This window comes from Quisquiliibacterium sp. (assembly GCF_982640115.1).
On sequence record NZ_CEXFHW010000025.1, the window covers coordinates 1 to 12,347 of the forward strand.

Genomic DNA, 12,347 nt, shown 5'->3' on the forward strand with positions numbered 1-12,347 from the left:
GCGGCCCGCGGGCCGCCGCCGTCAAGACGGAGCCAAGCGATGAACCCAATCCGCAAGACCGGATTCGCCCTGCGCGCCGCGCTGGGCGCTGCCGCCCTTGCCGCCACCGCCCTGGTGTCGGCCCAGCCGGCGGCCGAACGGCCGCAGTACGGCGGCACGCTGAGCGTGGCCACGGTCTACTACACCATCTCCGCGCTCACCTGGGACCTCGCCGACTGGAACTGGAAGCAGAACCACGACACCGGCCAGTACTACGAGCAGCTGTTCGCCGCCGATCTGGGCAAGGGCACCCGCAACGGCGGCAAGCATCCGTTCACCTCCGACGGCTACCTGCCGGTGGATGCCATCCGGGGCGAGCTGGCCGAGACCTGGCGCTGGATCGAGAACCCGCTGCGCCTGGAGGTCAAGCTGCGCAAGGGCGTGATGTTCCCCGAGAAGAAGGGCGTGATGGCCGCGCGCGAGCTGGTCGCCGATGATGTGGTGTTCAGCTACGAGCGCCAGATCAAGAGCCCCAAGGCGCAGCGCGGCTTCTTTGATCATGTGATCAAGGTCGAGGCCACCGACCGGCACACCGTGCTCTTCACCTTCAAGGACTTCTTCGCCGAGTGGGACGCGCGCTTCGGCTGGGGCTACTACTCCGGCATCCAGCCGCGCGAGGTGGTCGCCGCCGGCGCGGCCAACTGGAAGAACCACAACGGCACCGGGCCGTTCATGCTCAGCGAGTTCGTCAACGGCAACTCCAACACCTATCTGAAGAACCCGATCTACTGGGACAGGGAGACCATCGGCGGGCAGGCGTACAAGCTGCCCTTCGTCGACAAGCTGGTCTATCGCATCATCAAGGACGAGGCCGCCGCCTACGCGGCGCTGCGCACCGGCAAGCTCGACATCATGGAGAACGTGCGCTGGAGCGCGGTCGAGGAGCTGAAGAAGAGCGCCCCGCAGCTGAAGTGGTCGCGATGGACCGCCACCGACGGCACCTTCCTCGCCATGCGGGTCGACCAGAAGCCCTTCGACGACATCCGGGTGCGGCGGGCGCTGAACATGGCGGTCAACAAGCAGGAGATCGTCAAGGTTTTCTGGGGCGGCAATGCCGAGCTCTTCGGCTATCCCATGCACCCCGACTACACCGGCTTCTACGAGCCGCTCTCGGCCATGCCCGAATCGGTGAAGGAGCTCTTCACCTACAACCCCAACAAGGCGAAGAGGCTGCTTGCCGAAGCCGGGTACCCCAACGGCTTCAGCTTCAAGGTGCAGGTCAACGCCAACAGCCCGGTGCACATGGAGCTGGTGCCGATGGTCGCGGCCTACCTCGAGAAGGTGGGCGTCAGGTTGCAGATCGAGCCGCTCGAGTACGGTGCCTTCCTGTCGCGCATGACCTCCAAGACGCTCGGGCCGGGCTACTTCATGAACAACGGCCATGTGAACCCCACCCGCAGCCTGCACAAGAGCTTCGTCACCGGCGAGCTCTGGAATCCGTCCCAGTATTCCGACCCCGCCTTCGACCGCAAGATGGCCGCGGCCTATGCCGAGCGCGACCTCGGCAAACGCCAGCAGCTCATCAGGGAGATGGTGCGCGAGATCGTCGACAAGGCGCCCTACATCTGGCTGCCCACCTCGCACAACTACACCGCCTGGTGGCCCTGGGTGAAGAACTACAACGGCGAGCTGCGTGCCGGGTCGGTCAGGCCAGGCCCCATCTACGCCCGCATCTGGGTCGACCAGGAAATGAAGCAGAAGATGGGCTACAAGTGATGGCCGCTCCCCTGCTGAGCGTGCGCGGGCTGACCACCCGCTTCCGCACCGAACGCGGCACGGTCACCGCGGTGGATGATGTCTCGTTCGATGTCAATGCCGGCGAGACCGTCGCCATCGTGGGCGAGTCGGGCTCGGGCAAGAGCGTCACCGCGCTGTCCATCCTGCGGCTGATCCCCGACCCGCCCGGCAAGATCATCGGCGGCGAGATCCTGTTCGACGGCACCGATCTGGTGAAGCTCGACGACCGCAGCATCCGCGCCATCCGCGGCAACCGCATCGCGATGATCTTCCAGGAACCGATGTCCTCGCTGAACCCGGCGATCACCGTCGGCCGGCAGATCGGCGAGCCGGTGAACCTGCACCGCGGCACGCCCTGGTCGGGCGCCCTCGAGCGTGCCCGCGAGCTGCTCGGCCTGGTGCGCATTCCCGACGCCGCGGCGCGGGTCAACGCCTATCCGCACCAGTTCTCGGGCGGCATGCGCCAGCGCGCGATGATCGCCATGGCGCTGGCCTGCGAGCCGCAGCTGATCATCGCCGACGAGCCCACCACCGCGCTCGATGTCACCGTGCAGGCCCAGATCCTCGATCTGCTGCAGGACCTCGCCCGGCAGGCCAACTCGGCGCTCATCCTGATCACCCATGACCTCGGCGTGGTCGCGCGCTATGCCAACCGGGTGATCGTCACGTACGGCGGCCGGGTGGTCGAGACCGCGCCTGCCGCGCAGCTCTACGCCACGCCCTCGCATCCCTACACCCGCGGCCTGATGGCCTCCATCCCCCGGCTCGATGGCGACACCCGCCGGCGACTGGTGCCCATCGAGGGCTCGCCGCCCGACCTGTCGGCGCTACCGCCGGGGTGCGCCTTCGCCCCGCGCTGCAAGCTCGCCAGCGATCGCTGCCGCAGCGAGCGGCCGATGCTGCGCGAGATCGCGCCCAACCACCACAAGGCCTGCTTCGTCGATGACTGACACTGCGATCGCCACAGCGCCCCCCGCGCAGGCCGGGCAGACGGCCGAGATCCTGCGAGTGCAGGACCTGAAGGTTCACTTCCCGGTGATGAAGGGGGTGATCATCCAGAAACAGGTGGCCAAGGTGCACGCCGTCGACGGCGTCTCCTTCAGCCTGCGCCGCGGCGAGACCCTCGGCCTGGTCGGCGAGAGCGGCTGCGGCAAGTCCACGACCGGGCTGGCGGTGCTGCGCATGCTCGAACCCACCGCCGGCAGCATCGTGTTCGAGGGCACCGACATCACCCGCCTCAGCCGGGACCAGATGCGCTCGATGCGACGGCGCATGCAGATGGTCTACCAGGACCCCTATGGCTCGCTCAACCCGCGCATGCGGGTGCGCGACATCATCGGCGAGCCGCTTCAGGTGCACGGGCTCGATGCCGATCGCACCGCCTACCGCGAGCGCATCGCCGCGCTGCTGGCCATGGTGGGCCTGCTGCCTGACATGGCCGAGCGCTACCCGCACGAGTTCTCGGGCGGCCAGCGCCAGCGCATCGGCATCGCCCGCGCGCTGGCGCTGGAGCCGGGCCTGATCGTCTGCGACGAGCCGGTCTCGGCGCTCGATGTGTCCATCCAGGCGCAGGTGGTCAATGTCTTCATGGACCTGCAGGAACGGCTGGGTCTGTCGTACATCTTCGTCGCCCACGACCTCGCGGTGGTGCGGCACATCAGCGACCGCATCGCGGTGATGTACCTCGGCAAGATCGTCGAGGTGGCCTCGCGCGATGACCTCTATCGCGAGCCGCTGCATCCCTACACCCAGGCGCTGCTCGCGGCCATCCCGGTGGCCGATGCTGCGGTCGAGGCGCGCCGTGAGCGGCTGGTCGTCACCGGCGAGGTGCCCAGCGCGCTTTCGCCGCCGAGCGGCTGCCGATTCCACACCCGCTGTCCGCACGCGACCGAACGCTGCCGCAGCGAGGAGCCCCCGCTGGTGAGCAATGCCTCGGGCCGCACCGTGGCCTGCCACCTGCATCCGGCATGACGTGAACGCGCGGCTGTCGCAGGTCGCCCCCCAGACCGAGCGCTACCTGCGGCGACAGGAGGCGGCACTCGATGCCGCCGCCGGCGTGTTCAACCGGCACGGCGTGAAAGGGGCCACGCTGGCCGAAGTGGCCCGTGAGCTCGGCCTGGCCACCAGCGGCATCACCTACTATCACAAGCGCAAGGAAGATCTGGCCAGCGCCTGCTTCCTGCGTGCGATCGAGGTGCAGTCGCAGGTGGTCAGCGCAGCGTCTGCCGAGTCCACACTCGCCGGCCGGGTGCGTGCGCTGCTGCGCGGGTGCTACCGCATCGAACAGGACATCGCCCTGGGCCGGCGCGGGCCGCTGATCCTGTTCAACGAGATCCGGGCGCTGCCCGAGAGCCATTCCGGGCGCGTGTTCGACGCCTACACCGGGATGTTCCGCGGCGTGCGGCGCCTGCTGCAGGGCCCGCTGCCCTGGCTGTCGAGACCGGCGCTCAATGCCCGCAGCCATCTGCTGCTGTCGATGGCCAACAGCCGCAGCCTGGTGCGGCACCATGAACCCGCGGATCTGCCGGCGCTTGCCGACCGGGTGGCCGACATCCTCATCGAGGGCCTCGCCGGGCCATGCGCCCGCTGGTCCGATGCCCTGCCCGCCAGGCTGGGCACCGCGGGCTCGGCTGGCCCGTCGGCGGGTGGCCAGGACTTCCTTCAGGCGGCCACCGCCCTCATCAACCAGCAGGGCTTTCGCGGCGCCTCGGTGGCACGCATCGCCTCGCGGCTGAACCTCACCAAGGGCTCGTTCTACCATCACCATGAGCACAAGGGCGACCTGATCGCGGCCTGCTTCGAGCAGACCTTCTCGATCATCCGCGAGGCCATCGCGCTGGCGCGGGCGACACAGGGCAGCGGCTGGGACCGGCTCGCCCTGGCCAGCCAGCTGCTGGTGGCCCACCAGCTGTCACCGGCCGGGCCGTTGCTGCGGGTGACCGCGCTCAGCGCGCTGCCGCCCGAGTCGCGCACGCCGGTCCAGCAGACCCGCAACCGGCAGATCGCCCAGCTGCGCGCCCTGGTCGTGGACGGGCAGATCGACGGCTCGGTGCGGGCAGCCGATCAGGCGGTGGCGGCCTACCTGGTGGATGCCATGATCAACGCCGCCGCCGAGCTGCCCACCTGGGCGCCGGGGGTGGGCGAGACCGATGCGGCGCAGCTGTTCGCGGCGCCGCTGCTGATGGGCATCGGCTGGCGCGGCTGACACCGGGCGCTGACGCGGCGAACGCCATGGCTGACGCGGCGAATGCCCGGGCGGGCCCGGCGGCTGCGCCGGCGAACGCGGCCGCCCCGACAGGCTCAGCCGCCGAAGCGCTCGCGCAGCAGGTTCTTCTGCACCTTGCCCATCTGGTTGCGTGGCAGCTCCGGCACCACATGGATGCGCTTGGGCACCTTGAAGGACGCGATCTTCTGCTTGAGCGCCGCGATGAGCGCGGCCTCGTCCAGGCTCGCGCCGGGCTGCGGCACCACCACCGCGGTGACCGCTTCGCCGAAGTCGCGATGCGGCACGCCGATGACCGCCGACTCGAACACGCCAGGCATGTCGTCGAGCCAGGACTCGATCTCCTTCGGGTACACGTTGTAGCCGCCGGAAATGATCAGGTCCTTGCTGCGACCGACGATGGAAAGATAGCCGTTGGCGTCCCAACGGCCGACATCGCCGGTGCGGAACCAGCCGTCGGCGGTGAACTCCTCGCGGGTCTTCTCGGGCATCTGCCAGTAGCCGCTGAAGACATTCGGGCCGCGCACCTCGATGCCGCCGATCTCGCCCATGCCGCAGGCGCGACCGCCATCACCCACCACCCGTACCGACACACCCGGCAGCGGCAGACCGACCGTGCCGGCCACGCGGTTGCCGTCGTAGGGATTGGAGGTGAGCATGACCGTCTCGCTCATGCCGTAGCGCTCGAGGATGCGCTGGCCGATGCGCGACTCGAACTGACGGAAGGTGTCAGGCAGCAGCGGTGCCGACCCGGAGATGAACAGGCGCATGCCGGCCGCGCACTCGGCGGTGAAACCGGGGTGGTCGAGCAGGCGCACGTACATGGTGGGCACGCCCATGAAGACGGTGGCCCGCGGCAGTTCACGCACGACCGCGGCGGGATCGAACCGGGCCTGCCAGATCATCTTGCTGCCGGCGAGCAGCGCACCGTGGCTGGCCACGAACAGACCGTGCACATGGAAGATCGGCAGCGCATGCAGCAGCACATCGCCACGCCGCCAGCGCCAGTAGTGCTGCAGGGTGAGCGCGTTGGCGGCGAGATTGCCGTGCGAGAGCATGGCGCCCTTGCTGCGGCCGGTGGTGCCCGAGGTGTACAGGATGGCGGCGAGATCACCGCTTGCGCGCCGAACCGTGCGAAAGCGGTCATCGTGCGCAGCGGCGGCCATCAGCAGGCTGCCCTCGCGCTGCTCGCCCAGGGTGTGCAGGTGACGCACGCCATGGGCCGCGGCGATCGGCGCGATGCGCTCGCGCGCCGCGGGTGCGCACACCACCAGACCGGGGCGGGCGTTGCCGATGAAGTAATCGAGCTCGGCCGCCTGGTAGGCCGAGTTCAGCGGCAGGTAGACCAGCCCGGCGCGCAGCGTGGCGAGATACAGCAGCAGCGCTTCGGGCGACTTCTCGACCTGCACCGCCACCCGGGAGCCCGCGGGCAGCCGCAGCGAGCGCAGCAGGTTGGCCAGCCGGGCGGTGGCGCGATCGATGTCGCCCCAGGTGAAGTAGAGCGGACGGCCATCGGCGTCGCGCGATTCGATCGCGCAGGCATCGCGCTCGGCCGGGAAGCCCCCGGCGAGCACCGCATAGAGGTTGTGGTTGTCGGTCATGGGGGCAGGCAATGAGATGGGTGGCAGCGCGTGGCGAGGCGCGCACTCAGTCGAGCTTGGCGCCGGAATCCTTGACCACCTTGGCCCACTTGACGATCTCGGTCTCGACGAAGCGGGCCAGGTCTTCCGGCGGCTGGCCGCCGGCCTCGGCACCGAGCGACTGCCAGACGCCGCGCAGTTCGGCACCGGCCAGTGCCTTGGCGGTCTCCTGCTGCAGGCGCAGGATGATCTCGCGCGGGGTGCCGGCCGGAGCCCACAGCGCGTACCAGGTGCGGGCCTGATAGCCCTTGACGCCCGCCTCGTCGAGGGTGGGCACCTCGGGCAGCGCGGGCGAGCGCTGCGCCGAGGTCACCGCCAGCGGCACCAGCTTGCCGGCCTTGATGTGCGCAATGGCGCTGCCAAGACCGTCGAACATGAAGTCCACCTGACCGGCGAGCAGATCCTGCAGGGCCGGACCGGCGCCCCGATAGGGGATGTGGGTGGCAAAGCTGCGGGTCTGGGTCTTCCAGAGCTCCACCGTGAGCTGGTGCGTGGTGCCGTTGCCGGCCGAGCCGTAGTTGAGCCGACCGGGGTTGGCCTTCACGAAGGCCTGGAACTCGGCAAAGCTGCGAGCCGGCACCCGTTGCGGGTTGACCACCACCACATTGGGCACCAGCGCCACCATCGTGACCGGGGCGAGGTCCTTCTGCAGGTCGTAGCCGAGCCGCGGATACAGGCTGACCGCGATGGTGTGGTGCACCGCGCCCATCAGGAAGGTGTAGCCGTCGGCCGGCGACTTGGCGGTGAGCTCGGCGCCGAGCGTGCCGCCGGCACCGCCGCGGTTGTCGATCACCACCTGCTGGCCGAGGTTCTGTGACAGCACCTTGGCGAGCGGCCGCGCGAAGGCATCGGTGCCGCCCCCCGGCGGGAAGGGCACGATCAGGCGGATGGGGCGGGCGGGCCAGGCCTGCGCCTGGGCGAACAGCGGGAACGCGGCGCCGGCAAGCGCCACGGCGGCCGTCAGCAGCCGTCGATGAAGGCGGGTCATGAATGTCTCCTGGAGGTATGGTCGTGAACCGGGCCGGCGGCGAGCGAACGCCGCCAAAGCCAGATGCCCAGCACCACCATGGGCACCGAGAGCAGCTGGCCCATGGTGAGCCCGAAGAACAGCAGGCCGAGGAAGGCGTCGGGCTCGCGGGCAAACTCGGCGAGCGCGCGCATCAGGCCGTAGCCCGCAAGAAACAGGCCCGAGACCGCGCCCGGCGGCCGCGGCCGGCTCGAGTACCACCACAGGCAGGCGAACAGCAGCAGGCCCTCGCCGGCGAACTGGTAGAGCTGGGAGGGATGCCGGGCGAGCGCATCACCGGCCTGCGGAAAGACCATGCCCCAGCCGCCCCCGGTGGCCCGCCCCCAGAGCTCGCCATTGATGAAGTTGCCCAGGCGCCCCGCGGCCAGACCGAGCGGCACCAGCGGTGCGACGACATCGATCACCGGCCAGAAGGCCAGCTGCCGGCGCCGGCACCACCAGGCGATGGCGAGAATGACGCCGAGCATGCCGCCATGGAAGGACATGCCGCCCTGCCAGACCGCAAACACCTCGAGCGGATGGCCCAGGTAGTAGGCCGGCTTGTAGAACAGCACATACCCCAGCCGGCCACCGAGCACCACCCCCAGCGCGCCGTGAAAGAGCAGGTCTTCCAGCTGCGGCGGGCTCAGGCCGCTGCTGCGGGCATGGTGGCCATGGGCAAGGCGCCAGCGTCCCAGCCCGAAGAAGGCCGCGAAGGCGACCAGGTACATCAGCCCGTACCAGCGCACCGCCAGCGGGCCGACTTGCAGGGCGATCGGATCGAACTCGGGATGGGTGACGACCAAGGCAGTCTCGGCAGAGGCGCCGCCGGCGGCGGCGCGCGAACCCGGATTATTCTGACACGACGCCGCGCCGGATCCGCCGATGCCACAGCGGCAGCAGGAGCACGGCGACCACCAGCACCACCAGCGCAAGGCACAGCGGGCGGGTCAGGAAGACGCTCCAGTCGCCCTGGCTGATCGACAGGGCATTGCGCAGCTGCTTCTCGGCCATCGGGCCGAGGATCATGCCGACGATCACCGGCGCGGCCGGAAAGCCGAAGCGGCGCATGGCCAGCCCGAGCAGGCCGATCAGCAGCAGCAGCAGCAGATCGAACCATGACTGGCGCAGGCTCCAGGCGCCCAGCGTGGCGAAGACCAGGATGCCGCCCTGCAGCAGCGGCGCGGGAATGCGCAGCACCCGCACCCACAGGCCCACCAGCGGCAGGTTCAGCACCAGCAGCATCACATTGCCGATGTAGAGCGAGGCGATCAGCGTCCAGACCAGGGTGCCGGAGGTCTGCAGCAGGGTGGGTCCGGGCTGCAGCTGGTAGTTCTGGAAGGCCGCCAGCAGGATGGCGGTGGTGCTCGACACCGGGATGCCCAGGGTGAGCAGGGGCGCGAGCGTGGCGGTGACCGCGGCGTTGTTGGCCGCCTCGGGCCCGGCCACGCCCTCGATCGCGCCCGGCCCGCCCTCGGAGGAGAACTCGGCCTTGTTGGCCGACAGCCGCTTCTCGGTGGCATAGGACAGGAAGGTGGGAATCTCGGCCCCGCCGGCCGGGATCAGGCCGAAGGGAAAGCCGATCGCCGTGCCGCGCAGCCAGGCCGGCAGCGAGCGGCGCCAGTCGGCCCGGCTCATGACCACGCTGCCTGCGCGGCCGACCTCGCCGGCGGGCTGCAGATGGAGCGCGCCATGGAGGGTCTCGGCCACCGCGAACAGGCCGACGGCCACCACCACGACATCGATGCCGTCGTAGAGCTCGGGGATGCCCAGGGTGTAGCGGGTCTGACCCGAGGTGGCGTCGATGCCCACCAGACCGAGGGCCAGTCCGATCAGCAGGCTGATGAAGCCGCGCAAGGCCGAGGCGCCGAGCACCGCGGAGACGGTGGTGAAGGCCAGCACCATCAGCATGAAGTACTCGGCCGGCCCGAAGCGCAGCGCGAACCGGGCCGCTGCCGGGGCCACCAGCGACAGGGCCACCGTGGCCAGGGTGCCGGCCAGGAAGGAGCCGATGGCGGCGGTGGCCAGCGCGGGCCCGGCCCGACCGCTGCGGGCCATCGCGTTGCCCTCCAGGGCGGTGACCATGGTGGAGGACTCGCCCGGGGTGTTCATCAGGATGGACGTGGTGGAGCCGCCGAACATCGCGCCGTAGTAGATGCCGGCAAACAGGATCAGCGCCGAGGCCGGCTCGACCTTGGCGGTGAGCGGCAGCAGCATGGCCAGGGTGAGCGCGGGCCCCACGCCGGGCAGCACGCCGATGGCCGTGCCGACCAGACAGCCCGCCAGCGCCCAGAGCAGGTTGATGGGCGAGAGCGCGGCGGCAAAGCCCCCGCCCAGCGCGAGCAGCGTATCGGTCATCAGAGCCCCGCCGGCGGGAAGAGCTTCAGGCCCACACCGAGCAGACGGGCGAACACGAACCAGACCGGCAGCGTCAGGGCAAGCCCGACCAGGGCATCACGCGCGGGGCGCTGGCTGCCGAAGCCGCGAGCCACGCACACCAGCAGCAGCGTGCTGGCGACCACGAATCCGGCCGTGCCCACCAGCACAAGATGGCCGAGAAGGCCGCCGGCCGCCCAGGCGAGGCGCTGCCGGGCGGCCTCGGGATGCACGGCGCTGGCGGCCTCGGGTGCCTGCGCGAGCACCGCATCGGGACGCCGCCACAGGCGCCACGCGGCAAGTGCGAGCCCGACGCAGACCAGGGTGGGCACAAAGCGCGGCGACAGGCCCGCATAGCCGGCCTGCGCATCGATGAAGGGCAGGCCGCTGGCCAGCGCCAGCGCCAGCAAGGCCACCGCCGCCCCCACGATCCGATGCCCGCCCGAGCCCGCCATCCCCCCACCCTCGCCGCACCGGCGGCGCTGCGACTATAACCCGTGACCTGAGACCGTCACGCCGGGGCATCCGGCCGGGTCGATGGACGGGTTTTATATACTCGCGCCCTGTCGGGCATCGCGGGATCCACCCCGCGCAAGACGCCTGGCCGCACCGCAACCTCACGCTGACCAGGAGACCCCGCATGTCCGCCAACCGTCGCTCCCGAAACATCACCGAGGGCGTGGCCCGCGCCCCCAACCGGTCGATGTACTACGGCATGGGCTATCAGCCCTCGGACATGAGCAAGCCCTTCATCGGGATTGCCAATGGCCACTCCACCATCACCCCGTGCAACTCGGGCCTGCAGGTGCTCACCGACGCCGCCGAGGCGGCGCTGCGTGCCGGCGGCGCCAACCCCGAGGTCTTCGGCGTGCCCACCATCTCCGACGGCATGTCGATGGGCACCGAGGGCATGAAGTATTCGCTGATCTCGCGCGAGGTGATCGCCGACTGCATCGAGACCGCGGTGCAGGGCCAGTGGATGGACGGCGTGCTGGTGGTCGGCGGCTGCGACAAGAACATGCCCGGCGGCATGATCGGCATCCTGCGCTGCAATGTCCCGGCCATCTATGTCTACGGCGGCACCATCAAGCCGGGCAAGTGGAAGGGCCAGGACCTGACCATCGTCTCGGTGTTCGAGGCGGTGGGCGAGTACTCGCGCGGCCGCATGAGCCAGGAGGACTTCGAGGGCATCGAGCGCAACGCCATCCCCGGCACCGGTTCGTGCGGCGGCATGTACACCGCCAACACCATGTCCTCGTCCTTCGAGGCACTGGGCATGAGCCTGATCGGTTCCTCCACCATGGCCAACCCCGACAGCGAGAAGACCGATTCCGCCTCGGCCTCGGCCAAGGTGCTGATCGAGGCGGTGCGCAACAACCTGCGCCCCCTGGACATCGTCACCCGCGAGTCGATCGAGAACGCGGTCACGCTGATCATGGCCACCGGCGGCTCGACCAACGCGGTGCTGCACTTCCTCGCGATCGCGCACGCGGCCGGCATCGACTGGACGATCGACGACTTCGAGCGCATCCGCCGCCGCACCCCGGTGATCTGCGACCTCAAGCCCTCGGGCCGCTATGTGGCGGTGGACCTGCATCGCGCAGGCGGCATCGCGCAGGTGATGAAGATCCTGCTCAAGGCCGGCCTGATGCACGGTCACTGCATGACCATCACGGGTCGCACCCTGGCCGAGGAACTCGCCCATGTGCCCGACACCCCGCGCGCCGACCAGGACGTGATCCTGCCGATCGACAAGCCGATGTACACCGAGGGCCATCTCGCCATCCTCAAGGGCAACCTGTCGCCGGAGGGCTCGGTGGCCAAGATCACCGGCCTGATGAACCCGGTGATCACCGGTCCGGCCCGCGTGTTCGACGATGAGCCCTCGGCCATGAGCGCCATCATGGAAGGCCGCATCCAGGCCGGCGATGTGATGGTGCTGCGTTATCTCGGCCCCAAGGGTGCGCCCGGCATGCCCGAGATGCTCGCGCCCACCTCGGCGATCATCGGCGCGGGCCTGGGCGAGTCGGTGGGCCTGATCACCGACGGCCGCTTCTCCGGCGGCACCTGGGGCATGGTGGTCGGTCATGTGGCCCCCGAGGCCTATGTGGGCGGCCCGATCGCCCTGGTCGAGGAAGGCGATTCGATCACCATCGATGCGCACCGTCAGGCGCTGGAGCTGAATGTGCCCGACGAGGTGCTCGCCCGCCGGCGCGCCGCCTGGCGGGCCCCTGAGAGCAACTACCCGCGGGGGGTGCTGGCGAAGTTCCGCAAGCTCTCGGCCAGCGCCAGCAAGGGCGCCGTGCTCGACTCGGACGAATAGGGC

At 69.8% G+C, this 12,347-nt stretch carries 10 protein-coding genes; 5 read left to right on the forward strand and 5 right to left on the reverse strand.

The window, feature by feature from the left end:
- Positions 1-39 precede the first annotated feature (39 nt).
- The 4 genes from AC2H6A_RS04855 to AC2H6A_RS04870 are packed head-to-tail and all read left to right on the forward strand — an operon-like array spanning position 40 to position 4,981.
- Positions 40-1,755, forward strand: coding sequence for an ABC transporter substrate-binding protein (locus AC2H6A_RS04855; RefSeq protein WP_484272013.1), 1,716 nt, complete (start codon positions 40-42; stop codon positions 1,753-1,755).
- A complete protein-coding gene (locus AC2H6A_RS04860) occupies positions 1,755-2,726 on the forward strand; it encodes an ABC transporter ATP-binding protein (protein WP_484272014.1) in 972 nt (323 codons plus the stop codon). Before AC2H6A_RS04855 ends, AC2H6A_RS04860 begins: the two co-directional genes overlap by 1 nt.
- Positions 2,719-3,747 (forward strand): ABC transporter ATP-binding protein, encoded by a 1,029-nt coding sequence (locus AC2H6A_RS04865; RefSeq protein ID WP_484272015.1) that lies wholly within the window; start codon positions 2,719-2,721, stop codon positions 3,745-3,747. Before AC2H6A_RS04860 ends, AC2H6A_RS04865 begins: the two co-directional genes overlap by 8 nt.
- A 1-nt stretch (position 3,748) precedes the next feature.
- Positions 3,749-4,981 carry a TetR/AcrR family transcriptional regulator gene (locus AC2H6A_RS04870; protein ID WP_484272016.1) on the forward strand — a complete coding sequence of 411 codons (1,233 nt, stop codon included), beginning with the start codon at positions 3,749-3,751 and terminating at the stop codon, positions 4,979-4,981.
- Between the two features lie 95 nt (positions 4,982-5,076).
- On the opposite strand, the gene AC2H6A_RS04875 is transcribed toward AC2H6A_RS04870, so the two are convergent.
- From AC2H6A_RS04875 to AC2H6A_RS04895, 5 genes are read right to left on the reverse strand one after another with little or no spacing between them, the layout of a single operon-like run.
- Positions 5,077-6,600: a malonate--CoA ligase gene (locus AC2H6A_RS04875; protein ID WP_484272017.1), complete on the reverse strand. Its 1,524-nt coding sequence runs from the start codon at positions 6,598-6,600 to the stop codon at positions 5,077-5,079.
- Between the two features lie 46 nt (positions 6,601-6,646).
- On the reverse strand, positions 6,647-7,627 hold the full coding sequence (locus AC2H6A_RS04880) for a Bug family tripartite tricarboxylate transporter substrate binding protein (protein ID WP_484272018.1): 981 nt from the start codon (positions 7,625-7,627) through the stop codon (positions 6,647-6,649).
- Positions 7,624-8,451, reverse strand: a complete 828-nt coding sequence (gene lgt / locus AC2H6A_RS04885) for a prolipoprotein diacylglyceryl transferase (protein ID WP_484272019.1) — start codon at positions 8,449-8,451, stop codon at positions 7,624-7,626. Before lgt ends, AC2H6A_RS04880 begins: the two co-directional genes overlap by 4 nt.
- Before the next feature lie 46 nt (positions 8,452-8,497).
- A complete protein-coding gene (locus AC2H6A_RS04890; protein ID WP_484272020.1) occupies positions 8,498-10,003 on the reverse strand; it encodes a tripartite tricarboxylate transporter permease in 1,506 nt (501 codons plus the stop codon).
- Positions 10,003-10,476: a tripartite tricarboxylate transporter TctB family protein gene (locus AC2H6A_RS04895; protein ID WP_484272021.1), complete on the reverse strand. Its 474-nt coding sequence runs from the start codon at positions 10,474-10,476 to the stop codon at positions 10,003-10,005. Before AC2H6A_RS04895 ends, AC2H6A_RS04890 begins: the two co-directional genes overlap by 1 nt.
- Positions 10,477-10,661: 185 nt before the next feature.
- On the opposite strand from AC2H6A_RS04895, the gene ilvD reads away from it, so the two are divergent.
- Entirely contained in the window at positions 10,662-12,344 is a 1,683-nt protein-coding gene (gene ilvD, locus AC2H6A_RS04900) for a dihydroxy-acid dehydratase (RefSeq protein WP_484272022.1), read from the forward strand.
- The last annotated feature ends 3 nt before the right edge of the window (positions 12,345-12,347 follow it).